Raw genomic sequence first — 18,448 nt, 5'->3', positions numbered from 1 at the left:
GCCGTTTGGACCGGATTAAGCGCGGGACGCGCGCTTACGCTCATGCTCCAACAACAGTTTTTTACGCAGTCGCAATGACTTGGGGGTGACTTCCAGTAACTCATCGTCACCGATGAACTCCAGTGCCTGCTCCAGACTCATACGGATTGGCGGCACCAGAGTCACAGCATCATCGTTGCCTGAGGCGCGGACATTGGTTAATTGTTTACCCTTGAGCGGGTTCACCACCAGATCATTATCACGCGAGTGAATGCCGATGATCATGCCTTCATAGACTTCATCACCATGGCCGATAAACATGCGACCCCTTTCCTGCAGGTTAAAAATAGCAAAGGCAACCGCTTTACCCACGCCATTGGCGATCAGTACACCGTTGATACGTTTACCGTAATTACCCGCCTTCATCGGACCGTAGTGGTCAAATACACTGTAAATCAGACCGGTGCCCTGTGTGGCGGTCAGAAACTCGGTACGGAAGCCGATAAGACCACGCGAAGGAATAATGAAGTCCAGACGCACCCGACCTTTACCATCCGGCACCATGTTATTCATCTCAGCGCCGCGCTCACCCATTTTTTCCATCACGGTGCCCTGATGTTCGTCTTCCACATCGATGGTCACCGATTCGAAGGGTTCCTGTTTTTCACCGTCGATCTCACGAATAATTACTTCAGGACGGGAAACGCCCAGCTCAAAGCCTTCCCGTCGCATATTTTCAATCAGCACGGACAAATGCAGTTCACCACGGCCGGATACTTTGAACTTGTCTGGATCGGTCGGGGATTGTTCTACCCGCAGCGCCACGTTATGAATCAGTTCACGCTCCAGACGTTCTTTGATCTGACGGGAGGTAATGAACTTGCCTTCTTTACCGGCAAAGGGTGAATTATTGACCTGGAAGGTCATCGTCACGGTCGGCTCATCGACTGATAACGGAGGCAGTGCTTCAACCGCATTCTGATCACAGACGGTGTCGGAAATGTTCAGTGGGTCCAGACCGGTGAAAGCGATAATATCGCCAGCCTGAGCTGAGGGGACTTCTTCACGTTTCAGCCCCAGAAAGCCCATGACCTGCTGAATACGGCCGTTGCGTTTATTGCCTTCGCGGTCAACCACAGTGACCGGGGTATTGGTTTTGACCCGACCACGCTGAACGCGGCCGACACCAATGACCCCAACGTAGCTGTTGTAATCCAGTGAAGACACCTGCATCCGGAACGGACCATCCACATCGACATCAGGTGGGCTGACTTTGTCGACGATTAATTCAAACAAGGGTGTCATATCGCCTTCATGCACGTTTTCGTCCATATTGGCGAAACCGTTCAGACCAGATGCATAAATCACATCAAAGTCGAGTTGCTCATCGGTGGCGTCCAGATTCACAAACAGATCAAAAGTCTGGTCCAGCACCCAGTTGGGACGGGCTGCCGGTTTGTCTATCTTATTGATCACCACAATCGGCTTGAGACCCAGCGCCAGGGCTTTCTGAGTCACAAAACGGGTTTGTGGCATTGGCCCTTCTGCCGAATCCACCAGTAGCAGTACCGAATCAACCATGGACAGAACACGCTCGACTTCACCACCGAAATCGGCGTGGCCTGGGGTGTCTACAATATTGATGTGGTATTCGTTCCAGCGAATCGCCGTGTTTTTGGAAAGGATAGTAATGCCACGCTCACGTTCCAGGTCATTGGAGTCCATCACCCGCTCAGTTAGCTCTTCATGTTCACCGAAGGTGCCGGATTGTCTCAGCAACTGGTCAACCAGAGTGGTTTTACCATGGTCGACGTGGGCAATGATGGCGATATTGCGTAGTTTGGAAATGTCTCTTTGGGTATCAGTCATATAATGAATTCAGTAAAGGCATGCGTGGCATGCAGGTGTAAAGAGGCCCGCAAGGGTCCGATTTAATTGAGTGGTTCCTGTAAATGCGGCTTGATAGCTTCCAGCATCAGTTTATGGACACCGAATCCCGCAGCAACGATATTGCCTTTGTCGAAAACACTGTCCTGACCGGCAAAGTCTGTCACCAGACCGCCGGCTTCTTCCACCAGCAACAGGCCGGCAGCGAGATCCCAGTTTTCAAGACCGATCTCCCAGTAACCATCGATACGGCCGGCAGCGACGTAGGCCAGATCCAGTGCCGCAGAGCCGGCGCGACGGATGTCCGCCACCTGAGTAAACAGGGCTTCAAAGCTCGCCATATATTGCGTGTGATGCTGAGGATACTTAAACGGGAAGCCGGTGGCCAGTAAGGCCCCTTTCAAATCACGGCGTTTGCTGATTCGCAGGCGACGATCATTGAGTTTTGCGCCTTCACCTCGACTCGCAGTGAACAGTTCATCGCGTTGTGGGTCATACACCACTGCATGTTCCACCCGACCTCTGACGCGGACAGCAATGGAGACACAAAAGTGCGGAAAACTATGCAGGAAGTTGGTGGTACCATCCAGCGGGTCAATGATCCAGACGGTATCACTGTCACCGGCATTGCCCGATTCTTCTGCCATGATGGCATGGTCGGGATAAGCCTTTTTAATGACCTTGATAATTTCCTGCTCTACCAGGTGATCAACATCGGAGACGTAGTCGTTACGGCCTTTGGTCGTGACTTCCAGGTGTTCGACATGTTGCAAAGATCGCATGATCAATGTGCCTGCATTGCGGGCAGCACGGATCGCAATATTCAGCATTGGGTGCATAAGACAAATTTTTCCAGAACGGTTAAGAAAAGACGGATATCCCGAGCAGGAAACCGGAGCATTTCAAAAGCCGTAATTATAGCAAGTATTTATCCGCGGGGAGACAGCTTTGCAGAAACAGTTCGCATTTTGCCTGTCTGATAAATGGACAGTGAAAATATTTCTTGCTAGCGTATGTTTTATGTTGCGAATACGCAATATAATATGCCTGCCATTTAAACTGGTACTTTTTCAAGGAGATTAAAATGAAACCATTAGCAAAACTGAGTGCTGTAATCCTGCCATTGGCTCTGTTGACCGCTTGCGCCAACACTGCCGAAATGGACGCGTTGAAAGCCTCTGTAGAATCAGCTCAATCAACTGCTGACTCTGCTCTTGTTGCTGCCCGCAATGCCCAAAGCACTGCAGACACAGCTCAACGCACTGCTACCGATGCAGAACTGGCTGCGATGAACGCCCAGAAAACTGCTGATGAAGCAATGGCAACAGTTGAAGAATGCTGTGCCAAAATTGATCGTATGTTTGAAAAAGCCATGAGCAAATAAGCTTTATTTGCCACATGCAAAAAAGCCGGAACATGAGTTCCGGCTTTTTTTTGTGCTCAATTCACCGCAGTAATCACAGCGCATCACTGGTCACCTGCACAGTCCAGACTGGCACCCCGGCCGATGTCATAATTTCCTCTCCGACAATGCTGGCTTCTTCCTGAGAATTAAACGGACCGATCAGGGTTTCCTCACGGGCGCCCGATCTCACCGGCCAATAGAGGTCGTCCAGTCTCAGTGCCGTCATCGCTTCACGAACCTTACTCACCGCTTTTTTATTTACACCGGCATGCAGAAACCAGAGATTCTCAACGATATCCAGTTTTTGCTGTCCCAATGGTTTGACCACACCTAGCTGTTTACGCACCACTGTCTCAGCATAAGACCAGTGCTCATCTGCCGGCAGTTGGTCCTGCACATTCAGAATCGCCTTGACCATCGGCGTCATGTTATTGCCTTCACGGGTATCGATATCTTTCTGCTGGCGGTGTGCCTCAAGATACAAATGACCGTTTCTGATACCGGCTTTATGCGGTTGATAGACAATTTCCACACCGGTATTACTGGGCGTGATATTGAACATGTTCTCGATATCTTCAGGGAACAGGCGAATGCAGCCATGACTGACGCGCAGCCCAACCCCGTAAGGTTTATTGGTACCGTGCAGCAGGTAACCCGGCATCGACAGACGCATCGCATAGGCACCCAGAGGATTATCCGGTCCGGCGGGGACGACACGTGGCAGAGGATCGCCCATTTCAGCATGCTCCTTACGGATGGATGCCGGCGGTGTCCAGGAAGGATCTTTTATTTTCTGGGTGATACGCGCCTTACCTAATGGTGTTGCCCAGCCTTCCCTGCCAATACCGATGGGATGCGTCACAACCTGCTGTCTCTCTCCTTTGCCGGTTTTGGGATAATAAAACAGGCGCATCTCAGCAATGTTGATAACAATGCCTTCCTTGGGACCATCCGGCAGAATGTAGCGGGTCGGCAAGACGACCGGGGTATTCTCTCCCGGTAACCAGGCATCTACGTCCGGGTTGGCATCTGTAATATCGCGATAGCCCAGATCGAACTGCCGACCAATATCCAGAAGGGTATCTTCATTACGGCTGTATAGCACCATGTTATGGCCGATCACACTGGCACCAGGCTCAGTGATTTCGAAGGTGGTCGCAGCGAGTGGTGCCGACAAAGTCAGACCGATGGCAAGAGACAACAGACGACGGAGCATGAATTAGTCCTGATAGCAAAGATAAAGAGGCATATTGTACTGGATTCTCAACAATAGATAATCTGTTAAGACGTGCTTTGATGCACAAAAACGGCTAAGATTAGACCCTGTTTTTATCTTTTGCCTTGGACATTTATCTAACGTACCCTAAGCCGATGAAAAAATTTTACCTGCCACTAATCTTAATTCTCGCCACGCTGAGCCTCTCAGCTTGTTCTTTCTTTGAAAAAGAAGAAATCAAAGCTGACGAAAGCTGGAGTGTCGAACGTGTCTATGCAGAAGCCAAGGCAGCACTGGATCTCGGCGACTACACCACCGCGATCACCTATTACGAACAACTGGAAGCCCGCTTCCCGTTTGGTGAATATGCCCAGCAAGCCCTGTTAGAATCCGCCTACGCCCACTATAAGAATGATGATCCGGAAACCGCCATCGCAACGCTGGATCGGTTCATGCGCGTTTATCCATTGAACCCGAACATCGATTACGCTATTTATCTTCGTGGCCTGGTTAATTTCCACCGTGATATCGGTCTGATTGAAAAATATATTCCCCGGGATGAATCACAGCGGGACCCGGGCGCGGCAGAGGATGCCTTGCGCGATTTTACCCGTCTGGTCAAACAGTATCCCACTAGTCGTTATGCGGAAGACGCCACCCAACGCATCGTTTATCTGAGAAACCGGCTGGCACAGCATGAGGTTAATGTCGCTAATTACTATATGCGCCGTGACGCCTATCTGGCAGCCGCGAATCGAGCCAAATACGTAATTGAAAACTATTCGAGAACCCCAGCCATGCCTGAAGCCCTGGTGATTATGGCTAAAGCCTACAAGGTGATGGGGATGAACGATCTGTCAGAGGATGCCCTGAAAGTACTGGAGTTAAACTATCCGGGACACACCGGGGTGGCGGAAGTGCGTCAGACCAGGATTGATTGAGATAAGACCGCGCCGGTCATCACCGGCGCTTTTCTAACGGCAGCAGGCCTAGATCGCTTCCTCGCCTTCTTCACCGGTGCGGATTCTCACCGCCCGTTCCAACGACGTGACAAAGATTTTGCCATCACCGATACGGCCGGTATGCGCGGCCTGCGTGATGCTTTCAATGACTGAGTCCACCGTTTCATCAGCGACCACAATTTCCAGTTTTACCTTAGGCAGGAAATCAACCACATATTCTGCCCCGCGATAAAACTCAGTATGTCCCTTCTGACGACCAAAACCTTTGACTTCAGTCACCGTCATGCCAGTCACGCCAATTTCTGACAACGCCTCACGAACATCATCGAGTTTAAAAGGTTTAACAATCGCTTCGATTTTCTTCATTGTAATTCCTTACTCTATTGTGGAGGTAACCGTGTAGCCAGAGGTGATCGGATAACGTCTGTCACGACCGAAAGCCCGACTGGTAATACGAATACCCGGTGGAGCCTGTCGGCGTTTGTATTCGTTACGATCTACCATTTTTATCACTCTGGCAACCATCTCCGCATCGTACCCTTCTTCCACCAGATCCTCAAAACAGCTGTCATCAGCAATATAGCGGTCCAGAATCACATCCAGCAGTTCGTATGGGGGCAGACTGTCCTGATCCAGCTGACCTTCTGATAATTCAGCAGATGGAGGGCGGGTTATAATTCGCTCAGGAATCACCGGAGACAGTTGATTGCGGTGTCGACTAAGTCGATAAACCAGTGTTTTATAGACATCCTTGAGTGGCGCGTAACCACCGGCCATATCGCCATAAAGTGTGGAGTAACCAACGGCCATCTCACTTTTGTTACCGGTGGAGAGGACCATATAACCGAACTTGTTCGATAGTGCCATCAGGATAATACCGCGGCAGCGGGCCTGGATATTTTCTTCGGTGGTATCGGCCGGCAAACCGGCAAATTGGTCGGATAAGGTATGCAGAAACTGCTCAAAAACCGGCTCAATCGAGATCAGACTGTACTGCACATTGAGGCCTTCAGCCATAGCTTTGGCATCATCTAAACTGATTTCAGAGGTATAACGGGACGGCATCATCACCGCATGGACTTTATCGACCCCAATGGCATCTACCGCCAATGCCAGTGTCAATGCTGAATCAATCCCCCCTGACAGGCCAATCACGACACCGGGGAAATGATTTTTTTGGATGTAATCACGCAGGCCCGTCACCAGACCTTTGTAGATCATTGCCAGTTCATCTTCCTTGTCGGTCATGTCCCCCTGAAGCTGCAACTTGCCGTCTTCAGTGCGGCGGATCGTAATCGGGTAGAGACCGGATTCAAATGCTGCGGCGAGCGCGACTTTATCGCCCTGTTGATTCAGGGCAAAAGAGCAGCCATCGAATACCAATTCATCCTGCCCGCCAACCTGGTTGACATAAATGACCGGTACGCTGGTTTCCACCACCCGCTTTCTGACTTCGGCCTCGCGTAATTGCCACTTGCCACTACGAAACGGTGAGGCATTGAGGTTGATAATCAGTTCAGCGCCGGCATCGACCGCCTGCAGCGAGGGCTCGGTAAACCAGATATCCTCACACAGTGTGAGGCCAATTTTTATGCCGCGGAAATCAATCACACAGGGCTCTTTACCCTCGACAAAATACCGTTTTTCGTCAAATACACTGTAGTTAGGCAGCTTTTGTTTGAAATAGGTACCTACAATGTCACCATTGTCGATAATCGAGGCCGCGTTATACAGCTCTTTTCTGACTTCGCCATCGGGGTGACCGACAACAACGGCAACACCCTGAATATGTTTTTTAAGTGTTTGCAGCGCTTTATTGACGCGTTTGAGCAGGCCGGGTCTTAACAGCAGGTCCTCCGGCGGATAACCGGTCAGGGTCAGCTCGGGATAAATCACCATATCGGCGCCGAACTCATCCCGTGCCCTGTGGGCAGAGGTGATAATTTTCATCACATTACCGGCCACATCGCCCACTACGGGGTTGATTTGGCCCATCACCAGCGTCAGAGGCTGCATTTATCTCGCATCCATCGCGGCCAGCATACAATCACCAATTTCTGCCGGTGATCGGGCAATGCGGGCACCCGCCGCTTCCAGCGCTGCCAGTTTGGCCTCGGCAGTGCCACTGCCGCCACTGATGATCGCGCCGGCATGGCCCATGCGTTTACCCGCTGGTGCCGTCAGGCCGGCAATATACGCCACAACCGGTTTGGTGACATGATCCTTGATAAAGGCTGCTGCCTCTTCCTCGGCACTGCCGCCAATTTCACCGACCATGACGATACCCTCAGTCTGAGGATCGTCTTCAAACATCTGCAGACAGTCAATAAAGTTGATACCGTGAATCGGATCACCGCCGATACCGACACAGGTGCTTTGCCCCAGGCCATTCTGGGTAGTCTGATGCACGGCTTCATAAGTCAACGTGCCCGAACGCGACACAATACCGATTTTACCTGGCTGATGAATGGCACCAGGCATGATACCGATTTTGCATTCTCCCGGTGTGATCAGACCGGGGCAGTTAGGGCCAATCAGGTGAACATCTTTATTGCTGAGCGCGTGTTTAACTCGCAACATATCCAGTACCGGTATACCCTCGGTAATACAGGCAATGACTCTAATACCGGCATCGGCGGCTTCCAGAATGGCATCGGCGGCAAACGCCGCTGGCACGTATATCATGGTCGCATCGGCACCGGTCTCAGCGACCGCCTCGTGGACGGTGTTAAATACCGGCCTGTCAAGATGTGTCTGGCCACCTTTTCCGGGTGTCACGCCACCAACAAACTGGGTACCATAGGCTATTGCCTGCTCGGAGTGGAAACTGCCCTGTTTGCCGGTAAAGCCCTGACAAATGACTTTGGTATCACGGTTAACAAGGATGCTCATGCGTTTGACTCCCGGGCAGCAGCCACTGCTTTTCTGGCAGCATCAGTCAAATCCTGTGCTGCATAAATACTCATCTGGCTGTTTGCCAGTAACTCTCGGCCAATAGCGGCATTCGTTCCTTCCAGTCTGACGACGACCGGCAAAGACAGCTCGACTTCTCTGGCCGCCTGAATAATGCCCTCAGCAATCAGATCACAACGGACAATACCACCGAAGATATTGACCAGAATCGATTTCACTTTTTTATCTGACAGAATCAGTTTGAAAGCTTCGGCGACCCGTTCAGCAGTAGTGCCCCCCCCGACGTCCAGAAAGTTAGCCGGTTCGCCGCCCTCTTTCTGAATCAAATCCATGGTGGCCATCGCCAGACCAGCGCCGTTCACCATACAGGCGACGTTGCCGTCGAGTGAGATGTAATTGAGCCCGAACTCCCGGGCAATCACCTCGGCATCATCCTCCTGACTGGGATCAAACATCTCAGCCAGATCAGCATGACGGAACAGGCCATTTTCATCCAGATTAATCTTGGCATCCACCGCCAGTAAATCGCCTTCAGCGGTGACCACCAGTGGATTAACCTCTACCAGACTGGCATCGTTTTCGGTGAACAGCTGATACAGGTTTTGCATCACCTGCTGTAATTGTTTGAAAGCTGAGCCGGTGAGTCCCAGGAAGAAGCCGGCACGGCGGCATTGATAGCCCTGGAGACCCACCACCGGATCCACATACAGATTCAGAATCGCATCCGGATCATTTTCTGCGACCGCTTCAATATCCATTCCGCCCTGAGCGGAAATCATGAACACAATACGCTGACTGCTGCGGTCAAGCAGAACGGCCAGGTAGATTTCACGATCAATATCAGTCGGTTTTTCCACCAATACCTGATTGATGGGCAGGCCTTCCGCAGTGGTTTGATGCGTCACCAGACGCTGCCCCAGCATGCCTTTGGCAGCGGCTTCAACGTCGTCTACGCTGTCCACGACTTTGACACCGCCGGCTTTACCGCGACCACCGGTGTGGACCTGGGCCTTCACAACCCAGCGTTCTCCAGCAAGCAGCTCTGCCGCCTGCCTGGCCTCTGCCGCATCGGTGACAGCCTGACCCTGTGGCGTCGGCACGCCGTAGCGGTTGAAAAGTTGTTTTGCCTGAAATTCGTGCAGGTTCATTATTCCTGTGCCTTTCAATCATCAATCGCACCGTGTTGCCACGGTTGTGCAGCAAATCGCATCAGGACTCGCCATGTAAACCGCATATTTTCTCGCATTAGGCAGATAATTACCACAAGCAGATGGTGCTTTCTGTACCGGCGCCAATGCTCTGATTCCGGGTGGCATGCTATAGTGCAGGCCGTTGGAGAAAATTGACCTTAACCATGCGAACACTCTATCCGGAAATTGAACCCTATCAGACTCACGAGTTTAGCCGCGAGAAGCTCATCGATGGCCGCCAGCACCGGATTTATGTCGAAGAGTGTGGCAATCCTGAGGGGATACCGGTGATATTCCTGCATGGCGGTCCCGGCTCCGGCTGCCGTCCCCAACATCGGCGTTATTTCGATCCGAAAAAATATCGAATTATTCTGTTTGATCAGCGAGGCTGCGGTCGTTCCACCCCCACAGGGGAACTGGAAAACAATAGTACAGATTACCTGATTGCCGATATGGAACATATCCGCCAGTCTCTGGAGATCAGACAGTGGTTGCTGTTTGGCGGCTCATGGGGAGCCACACTGGCGCTTTGCTATGCCCGGGAACACCCTGATCAGGTACTTTCGATGATTCTGCGCGGCACCTTTCTGGGACGCGCGCAGGATATCGACTGGGTCTACGCAGAGGGCGGCGCCTCACGATTGTTTCCGGAACAATGGCAGCAGTTGGTGGCAGCGCTGCCAGGATCACAAAAACAACGCCCCCTTCAAGCCTATTTCGACAAACTGACGGATGAAGATGAAGCAGTGCAACTGGCAGCGGCACAAACACTCAATGCCTGGGAAGGCACCATCGTGATGCTTCGAGATCATGAATTCCAACCGGATTTGACTCAGATGCCCGGGCCGCTGGCTCACTCCCGTATTCAGTTGCACTATGCATTGAATCATTGCTTTATCGATGAGCGACCTATTCTCAGCAGTGTGGCACAGATGCAGGACATCCCTACCATCGTGATCCATGGTCGCTATGACTTGGTCTGCCCGCTGCAGCAGTCCTGGGAATTAAAGCAGGCCTGGCCGCAGGTTGATTTAAGGATCGTGCCACTGGCCGGACACGCTGCCGGTGAACCAGGACTGATTGATGCCCTGATAACGGCGAGCGATGAAATGGTCGAGGTGCTGACATGATTGCACTATTACAACGAGTCAGCCATGCCGATGTGCATGTTGGCAGTCAACAGGTCGCTGAGATTCAACAAGGTCTGCTTGTGCTGATTGGGGTCGAGAGAGGCGATACCGAAGCAGATGCTGATCGCCTGCTGGATCGCATACTCACTTACCGCGTATTCAGTGATGATAATGATAAAATGAACCTATCGTTGAAAGACATTCATGGCGGTTTATTGCTGGTTCCCCAGTTCACACTGCCAGCCGATACGCGTAAAGGGACGCGTCCAAGCTTTACACCGGCCGCCCCGCCCGAACAAGGTGAAGCTCTGTTTGCGTATCTGGTCAGTCAGGCGCGTATCAAACATCCCTCAACAGCAGCCGGCCATTTCGGGGCAGATATGCAGGTGAGGCTGACTAACGATGGTCCGGTTACTTTCTGGCTGCAAACCCACTGAAGCGAAGCTATCTATGCGAATTTTAAGAAATGTTTTTCTCGGTTTTCTGCTGATTATCATCGGCATTGCCTCTCTGATGCTCATCCCCTCTCCACAGGCGCCAGCCGAGAAACCCTGGGAGGTTATAGTCATGCCCGATGGTAACAGCGAGGTCCTGGGCATCCATCTTGGCAATACCAATTACAAAACGGCTCAGCAGCAACTGGGGGTATTTGGTAAAACGGCTTTGTTTGTTGATCCGGATGGCAGCCGCAGTGTGGAAGCTTATTTCGACAGCGTGAATCTAGCCGGCCTGTCTGCCAAACTGGTCATGAATCTTGAAGTCAGCAAAAACAGGATGGAGACGATGCTGAGCAACGCGGGGGCTGGTGAACTTAAACCCAGCGGTGCCCATCAGTACGAACTTTCAGAACAAGACCGGACGTTTCTGCTCAGCGTACCGATAATCGGCCTGACCTACATTCCTTCACTGAAACTGGACCGTGGCATGATCCAGCGCCGTTTCGGTGAGCCGGAAAGCATTGAAAAGTCACAAGTTGATGAGGAAGGCCACATCAGTGAAACCTGGTTCTATCCTGCTATTGGTCTGAGCGTCCTGTTTCAGCCTCAACAGAAAACACTATTGGTCTATCGTGCTAGACGCTGATTGTCTGTTTGACGAGGTCAACAAAAGCGGCCTTATCCAACGGCCGACTCAGGAAATAACCTTGAGCACGCTGACAATGACGTTGTTTCAGATACTGTAACTGTTCTTCTGTCTCAACCCCTTCAGCAACGACTGTCAGTCCGAGGCTCTCTGACATCGCCATAATCGCATCAACGATCGCTGCATCCTCTTTATCCGTCGTCAAATCCCGGATAAAGGAGCTATCAATTTTGAGTACATTGAGCGGGAACTGTTTGAGATAGGATAAGGACGAGTAACCGGTGCCGAAATCATCAATGGCCAGGCTCACGCCCATTTCGCTCAGCTCACTCAAGGTCAACGTAGCAAGCTGGGTATCTTCCATCAGCATACTCTCGGTAATTTCAAGCTCCAGATTCCTGGCCGGCATACCACTCAGTTTTAACAGACGACGAATATCGGTCGCGAGATTCCCTCCCTTGAACTGTCTGCCTGACAAGTTCACAGCAATCATAAAGTCAGGCGATAGCGCGTCTTTGAGCTCAAGGTAGGTCTCACAGGCCTGGGTCAGGACTCGCTCACCAACCAGTCCGATCAACCCCGTGTCTTCCAGAATCGGTACAAAGCGGGCGGGCGAGACATGCCCCCAGTCATCGTTATGCCAGCGTAACAAGGCTTCAGCACCCACCACCTGACCGGACTCCAGGTCAAACTGCGCCTGATAGTGCAGAGTGAGTTCGTCGTTTTCTACAGCTCGCCGCAGGGCTGATTCCATCACCAGCCTTTCTGCAGCTTCGGCGTTCATTTCAACGGAATAGAACTGAAAGTTATTACGACCCAGCTTTTTGGCGTGATACATCGCAGCATCTGCATTACGAATCAGCATATCACCGTCTCGGCCGTCAGCCGGATAGAGGCTGACCCCAATACTGGGGCTGATAGTGACTTCGGTAGTTTCAATGCTGTAGGGTTTTGACATGGCATCGATGACTTTCTCCGCCACCTTGCCAACATATTCGGCGGATCGGACATCCTCCAGCAACAGCGTGAACTCATCACCACCCAGTCTGGCCACTGTGTCTCCCTCACGCAGACACGACTTGATTCGCGAGGCAACATCTTTCAGTAGCGCATCACCAGCGCGATGCCCCAATGAATCATTAATGGTTTTGAAGTGATCAAGATCGAGAAAGAAAACTGCCAGACGGCCACCAGTTCTGTGTGCCCGATGGATAGCATGCTCCACCCTGTCATTGAATACATTACGGTTGGGCAGACCAGTGAGCGCATCAACACTGGCTAGACGGGTTAAATATTCCTCATTTTCACGCTGTTTAGTGACATCTTCAAACAGCCAGATAGCGCCTTCCATGGGATTGGCAGGATCAATGGCCTTTCCCGAGAGCGCGCACCAGAATCGGGAGCCATCAGCTTTGACCAGTTCCAGCTGCGCTTCATAACTGTCCCCCGTAGTCAGTGCCGTGTAAGCCTGCTCCCCCAGCTGCTGATAAGCCTGCTCGTTAGGATAGAAAAAACGCGTACTCTCACCAATCAACTGTTCACGGCTCTCACCAAACAATTGCTCGAAACGCTGATTGACCCGTACAAACTTCCGTTCACGTACAAACGCAATACCAATAATGGCATTTTCCAGAATCGCATCCTGTTCCACCGATAACTGCTGTAAACGCCGATCAGTCTCTTTCCATGCCGTGACATCAGAAATGACACAAACCCAGATATCAGACTCTGCGGTATTGATTCGGCTCAGCGACACCGACATTGAGAGCATCCGGCCATCCAGACGTCGACCTGTAAACTCGGGATTGTCTGACAGACGCTTCGCCAGTACTTCCATGGAATCAATCGCTTCAATCTCACTGAATAGCTTCAGTACACTGATGCCACTCAACTCTTTCAATGCGGCTCCAAAAACCAGTTCGGCTGAGGGGTTCAAATCAATGATGATGCCATCTTCTGTCAGCGACAGTATTGCTTCCGGAACAACATTGAGAATCGCCTGAAGGTGTTGCTGCCGACTCTGCAAAGACAAGCGCGCATCATGCAGTTGGCTGATGGTGTTTTCGGTGTTTTCAGCAAAATGGTTGAAGTCTCGGGCCAGAAGTGACAATTCATTATTGCCCTCCGGCAAGCGCATTCTGGTATCAAACTGTCCTTCGGAAAGCGCATGGATTGACTGACGAATCGCAGTAAGCGGTGACTGAATATTGCGGGACAGTCGCCAGGCGAAAATCATCATAAGCAGGGTGAGCAGCACACTGAGCGCAATAATTCGCCACCGTGTCTCATCTGCCTCGTGCTCATTTGCTTGTACGAGATCATGCGTGTGATCAGAGACATCTCTGGCAACGCGACCTATTTTTTCAGTCAGCACGCTCATGACTGACATCGACGAATTTGCTGTCTGTGCGAGTAAAGCGTTTGCCAGCCATTGCTTTTTCTGTAATGCCAGCAGCCCATCTTCATCATTGACGAGCGAGAACAAACGCTGCATTTCCCGGCGGCTTTGGTTCAGCTCTGTCGATAAATCGGGTTGCTCTGTCAACGCTTTTTCAAGTTCGTCTGTATTTTGTTTAACCACAGCAGCCAGTTCATCCAGTCGTTTTGAAAGTGGTTCCAATTGCTGATCACTGGTTGCCAGAAAGGACTGAAAAGTGAGCGCATCCAGCTCACTGACCAAAAGCTTGAGCTGCTGTACGACTGGCTGATGCTGATTCAGCCGGTTTGTCAGTTTGTTCAGTTGTTGCTGCTGTCTGGCAGACAGACTGGCTACATTGTCACTGGCTTGTTTGATCTGTTGAGTGAGAGTCAGCGCCTGTTTTTTGCGTTGGTACAGATCACTGTCAAGCGCCAGAAAATCCTGATAAAAACTGAACAAACTGGCGAACTGTTGTTTCTCGTCAGGATCATCAACAAACAGAGGCTGCAATCGTAACCAGTTCTGTTCAAATTGCTGCTCTAGGGTATCACGCTGCCTGAGTTGCGCCAGTTGTAAGAGATTGTCGCTCGTCAGTATCTGTTGCTGGCGGTGACTGAAAGCACTGATGACACTACTCAGTCGGTGGCTGCTGTTACTGACGGGCAATAGCTTTTCAGACACAACCTCACGAGAAGACTCAATCAGAGAATAGGCATAATTGGTCATCAGCGCCATGACAGCCACAACAGTGACTGTGGTGACTGCCCAAAACTGGAGTTGTGATTTGAGACTCCAGTTTTTAAACATCCTGTTGACTGCCGTCCGTTCCAATCATAAAGCGTGATGCGGTAATACCAGCGAACTAGTGTTTATCGGGAGGACCGGCTCTGTCATCTGACTGCCCTTCACTATGCTCTGTCGTCTCGGTATTCTCTTCATCGTCCTCATCCATCAACACACGGTTAGCGGCCCCATCCATATCGTCGTACTGACCGCTACGCACTGCCCAGAAAAAAACACCAACGCCGATGATACCCAGCAATAGCATGCCTGGCAGCAAACCATATATGACTTCCATAATACCCTCTGTTCGGGAAACGAGTCAGAACAATAAAATCAATCAGCCCGACTTTTAAAAATACGGCCAATACGGGCCGCATTGGCAACCACCAACAATGAACTCATCGGCATTGTTATCGCAGCGACCAAAGGGCTGACCAGTGCCATCATGGCTAGAGGAACCATGATAACGTTATAGCTTATTGACATCACTATATTCTGCCGAATCGTTTTCAGGGTTCGCGTTGCTAACTGACGGGCTTCTACAACTTTTTTCAGTTCCTGATGAGACAATACCACATCCGCGCTCTCCACTGACACATCTGTGCCTGAGGCCATCGCCAGACCGACATCAGCCTGTATCAGGGCCGGTGCATCATTAACACCATCCCCTACCATGGCAACAATATCGCCCTTTTGCTGTAGCTGGCGTATCACCGCTGACTTGTCCTGAGGCAAAACCTCGGCTTGACGCTTAACCGCCCCCAGAGGCGCTGTGACAGCATTTACCACCGCCTGACGGTCGCCACTGAGCACCGTGACTTTCAGCCCTGCCTCCAGCAGTGAATGGACCGTCTCGGCGGCATCCCGACGCAGTTCATCGACCAGTCCCAAGATCCCTTTTATTTCACCGTCCACCGCAACTAGAACACAGCTGATACCCTGCTTTTCCTTGTTGGCCAGTTGCTGAGCCTGCAGACTTGAAATGTGCATACCCTGACTTTCCAACCAGGCAGCCGTCCCCACCCGGATTTGCTGCTCACCGACTTTGGCCGTAACCCCTTTTCCCGGCGTTGAGTCAAAACCAGTGTTTTCAGACAATGACAGCCGTTTCTGCTTGGCTGCTTCGCAAATGGCTGTGGCAATACCATGTTCGGATTGCTGTTCTACTGAGGCTGCCAGCCTGAGTAGTTCTGTTTCATCAAACTCGCTGAATGCATGGAGATAGCTAACCCGCAACTGACCCTCAGTCAGCGTGCCGGTTTTATCGAATACTACATGGCTGACGCGCGACAACTGCTCCAGGGCTTCGCCACGTTTGACCAGCACACCCCGTGAAGCTCCGGCACCAGTGGCAACAGCAACCGACATCGGCGTCGCTAAACCGAAAGCACAGGGACAGGTGACCACTAAGACTGAGGTTGCCGCCAGCAATGCAACCTCAAAATCGAACTGCCACCAGTATAAAAAGGTGACGGTTGCCAGCGTTAAAGTGGCCAGTACAAACCAGGGCACAATACGATCAGCCAGACTCTGTATCGGTGCTTTGGAAGCCTGAGCCTCGTCCATTAAACCGACAATTTTCGCCAGAGCAGTGTTTCTTAGTACCTGTTCCGTGCGCACCCGGAAAGCACCTTCACCGTTAATCGTGCCTGCGACAACCTTATCACCAGGTTGCTTAGCGACCGGTAATGATTCTCCGGTGAGCATTGATTCATTGACGGCACTCTCACCGGAAATAATAACCCCGTCCACCGGCACACTGCCGCCGGGTTTCACCAGCATAATATCGCCAATCTGGACATGACGAATGGGCACAATGCGGATTTCATCACCTTCCACCCGATTGGCCAGTTTTGGTTGTAACTCCAACAGTCGCTGTGTTGCTGACAAGGCACGACGCTTGGATATGGCTTCAAGATAACGACCGACCAGAATGACAAACAGAAAATTGACCACCGTATCGAAATACACCTGTCCGGTCATTGACGCGGTAAAAGTGACGTAGCTTGAATACAAATACGTCGATGTGGCACCGATAGCAATCGGCAAATCCATCGTCAGGTAACGATGTTTCAGCCCCGTCAGGCCGTTTTTAATAAAAGGATATCCGGAATAGAGCAGCGTCGGTGTGGCGATGATAAAGCCAATCCAGTGAAACCACTGACGAAACACGCCCTCATCGGCACCAGCGTAGAGCGCAATCGAGATCCACATCATGTTCATCATCGCAAAGCCGGCAAAAGCCATGCGATAGAGTAAACCCCGATGACGTTTGGCGAGTGCGCCCTCCGCAGTTTCCGGGTCAAATGGCACTGCAGCGTAGCCAATATCGGCAAGAATCTGCATCACTTGCGACAGACGAATCTGCTCATTATCCCAGCGTAGCCTGAGGCGTTTGGCAGTCAGGTTGACCTCGGCATCAATCACACCCGGCTGGCGCTTGAGTGCTTTTTCAATCAACCAGACACAAGCGGCACAGTGTATCCCTTCCACCAGAAGCTGAATCGTGCGCTGCGGTTGCAGTGAATCCACATACTCAGACTGCACTTCGTCCAGATCATAGGCATCGAGTTCTTTGGCAGCCGCCGGCGGCGGAGCGAGTGCCTCACTTCGCGTTGCCTTGCTATAGAACCCTTCCAGGCCTGATGCATAGATGGTTTCACAGACTGTGCGGCAACCATGACAGCAGAACTCGCGCTGTTGTCCCGCCACAACAGAGGTAAATACCCCCTGTTCCTCTACTGGCAGTCCACAGTGATAACAGGACTCAGACACAGTCATACCCGACATGTGGGCACTTCATCAACATCATGAAAAAGCTAACAATCAGGGATCAATACGTATGCGACGGCTGATGATGAATTCATCCTCACCGCGCTTTGCTTCCACGATCACATCCCAGGTACCGGGCAGGTTGAAACTGACATCGGCGGTATAACTTCCGTGACCGGATTTCTGCATATCGACCGCAAAATCTGCATCGGCATCCGAAGGTCGATAGGCAAAAAACTTGACCGAGTCGAGCAGCAAACCCGCCGAGTTTTTACCGGTAATCAAAGCCTCATAAGTCTGTGTCTGATTAACCCTGGATGCCGTCGGTACCATCAACATACCAGACCAGCCCAGCGCTTTTTGTTTTTCGACGCGCTTTTGAGTTTCCTCATAGGCTTCGCCTTTCTCATAGAAGTTCTCAACTACCAGACTGGGTGGAGATGAAAACGCCAGGTAGATGAAGACAGCATTAGCGGACAGAAACACAAATAAAAAGACCAGTAACCCCAGCACCCAGGGATTACGTAAAGCCTGCGGATTTTCTTGTGAAATTCTCATTGTTTTCCTCAATTACTCAGGTGCCATAAACATACTGTCATAGCTGCTGTTAAGTTGCGGTTGCTCACGCACCGTGGCTTCAAAGGTGAGCGGGGCCAGCCCGTCTTCAGTCACCCCGGCCGGCGCCCGAACCAGTGCCGTCACCGGCACC

16 protein-coding genes are annotated in these 18,448 nt (G+C 51.4%); 5 read left to right on the top strand and 11 right to left on the bottom strand.

The window, feature by feature from the left end; genetic code table 11:
* Positions 1-15 precede the first annotated feature (15 nt).
* Positions 16-1,848 carry a translational GTPase TypA gene (gene typA / locus OMQ46_RS15775; protein WP_266238441.1) on the bottom strand — a complete coding sequence of 611 codons (1,833 nt, stop codon included), beginning with the start codon at positions 1,846-1,848 and terminating at the stop codon, positions 16-18.
* Between the two features lie 62 nt (positions 1,849-1,910).
* Positions 1,911-2,705 (bottom strand): inositol-1-monophosphatase, encoded by a 795-nt coding sequence (gene suhB / locus OMQ46_RS15770; protein WP_266238440.1) that lies wholly within the window; start codon positions 2,703-2,705, stop codon positions 1,911-1,913.
* Between the two features lie 245 nt (positions 2,706-2,950).
* Here suhB and OMQ46_RS15765 point away from each other — a divergent pair, with 245 nt between their 5' ends.
* Complete coding sequence (locus OMQ46_RS15765; RefSeq protein ID WP_266238438.1) at positions 2,951-3,250, top strand: Lpp/OprI family alanine-zipper lipoprotein; 300 nt, start codon at positions 2,951-2,953, stop codon at positions 3,248-3,250.
* Between the two features lie 73 nt (positions 3,251-3,323).
* Here the strand turns inward: OMQ46_RS15765 and OMQ46_RS15760 are convergent, their stop codons facing one another.
* The gene (locus OMQ46_RS15760) at positions 3,324-4,487 is read right to left on the bottom strand and encodes a L,D-transpeptidase family protein (protein WP_266238437.1); all 1,164 of its coding nucleotides are present in this window, start codon (positions 4,485-4,487) and stop codon (positions 3,324-3,326) included.
* A 155-nt stretch (positions 4,488-4,642) separates the two neighbouring features.
* Between OMQ46_RS15760 and OMQ46_RS15755 the strand changes: the two genes are divergently transcribed.
* The gene (locus OMQ46_RS15755; RefSeq protein ID WP_266238436.1) at positions 4,643-5,428 is read left to right on the top strand and encodes an outer membrane protein assembly factor BamD; all 786 of its coding nucleotides are present in this window, start codon (positions 4,643-4,645) and stop codon (positions 5,426-5,428) included.
* Between the two features lie 48 nt (positions 5,429-5,476).
* On the opposite strand, the gene OMQ46_RS15750 is transcribed toward OMQ46_RS15755, so the two are convergent.
* The 4 genes from OMQ46_RS15750 to sucC are packed head-to-tail and all read right to left on the bottom strand — an operon-like array spanning position 5,477 to position 9,510.
* Positions 5,477-5,815 carry a P-II family nitrogen regulator gene (locus tag OMQ46_RS15750; protein WP_266238435.1) on the bottom strand — a complete coding sequence of 113 codons (339 nt, stop codon included), beginning with the start codon at positions 5,813-5,815 and terminating at the stop codon, positions 5,477-5,479.
* Positions 5,816-5,824: 9 nt separating this feature from the next.
* Complete coding sequence (locus tag OMQ46_RS15745; RefSeq protein ID WP_266238434.1) at positions 5,825-7,465, bottom strand: NAD+ synthase; 1,641 nt, start codon at positions 7,463-7,465, stop codon at positions 5,825-5,827.
* A complete protein-coding gene (sucD, locus tag OMQ46_RS15740; RefSeq protein ID WP_266238432.1) occupies positions 7,466-8,341 on the bottom strand; it encodes a succinate--CoA ligase subunit alpha in 876 nt (291 codons plus the stop codon). It lies immediately after the preceding gene.
* A complete protein-coding gene (gene sucC / locus OMQ46_RS15735) occupies positions 8,338-9,510 on the bottom strand; it encodes an ADP-forming succinate--CoA ligase subunit beta (protein ID WP_266238431.1) in 1,173 nt (390 codons plus the stop codon). Before sucC ends, sucD begins: the two co-directional genes overlap by 4 nt.
* A gap of 206 nt (positions 9,511-9,716) precedes the next feature.
* Between sucC and pip the strand changes: the two genes are divergently transcribed.
* The 3 genes from pip to OMQ46_RS15720 are packed head-to-tail and all read left to right on the top strand — an operon-like array spanning position 9,717 to position 11,765.
* Positions 9,717-10,682 (top strand): prolyl aminopeptidase, encoded by a 966-nt coding sequence (pip, locus tag OMQ46_RS15730; protein ID WP_266238430.1) that lies wholly within the window; start codon positions 9,717-9,719, stop codon positions 10,680-10,682.
* Positions 10,679-11,119, top strand: a complete 441-nt coding sequence (gene dtd / locus OMQ46_RS15725) for a D-aminoacyl-tRNA deacylase (protein WP_266238429.1) — start codon at positions 10,679-10,681, stop codon at positions 11,117-11,119. The genes pip and dtd overlap by 4 nt, the downstream gene beginning before the upstream one ends.
* Before the next feature lie 13 nt (positions 11,120-11,132).
* Entirely contained in the window at positions 11,133-11,765 is a 633-nt protein-coding gene (locus OMQ46_RS15720; RefSeq protein WP_266238428.1) for a lytic murein transglycosylase, read from the top strand.
* Here OMQ46_RS15720 and OMQ46_RS15715 read toward each other — a convergent pair.
* The 4 genes from OMQ46_RS15715 to OMQ46_RS15700 are packed head-to-tail and all read right to left on the bottom strand — an operon-like array spanning position 11,755 to position 18,297.
* Positions 11,755-14,991, bottom strand: a complete 3,237-nt coding sequence (locus OMQ46_RS15715) for an EAL domain-containing protein (RefSeq protein ID WP_266238427.1) — start codon at positions 14,989-14,991, stop codon at positions 11,755-11,757. The two genes, OMQ46_RS15720 and OMQ46_RS15715, sit on opposite strands and share 11 nt — an antisense overlap.
* A gap of 55 nt (positions 14,992-15,046) precedes the next feature.
* Positions 15,047-15,262, bottom strand: coding sequence for a cbb3-type cytochrome oxidase assembly protein CcoS (ccoS, locus tag OMQ46_RS15710; RefSeq protein ID WP_266238426.1), 216 nt, complete (start codon positions 15,260-15,262; stop codon positions 15,047-15,049).
* 38 nt (positions 15,263-15,300) lie between these two features.
* On the bottom strand, positions 15,301-17,757 hold the full coding sequence (locus tag OMQ46_RS15705; protein WP_266238425.1) for a heavy metal translocating P-type ATPase: 2,457 nt from the start codon (positions 17,755-17,757) through the stop codon (positions 15,301-15,303).
* 36 nt (positions 17,758-17,793) lie between these two features.
* Entirely contained in the window at positions 17,794-18,297 is a 504-nt protein-coding gene (locus tag OMQ46_RS15700) for a FixH family protein (protein WP_266238423.1), read from the bottom strand.
* Positions 18,298-18,448 lie beyond the last annotated feature (151 nt).

The sequence above is a fragment of the Methylophaga sp. OBS1 genome (assembly GCF_026319365.1).
Note: the sequence above shows the minus strand (reverse complement) of the source record. Positions and strands in the feature narration are given on the sequence as shown.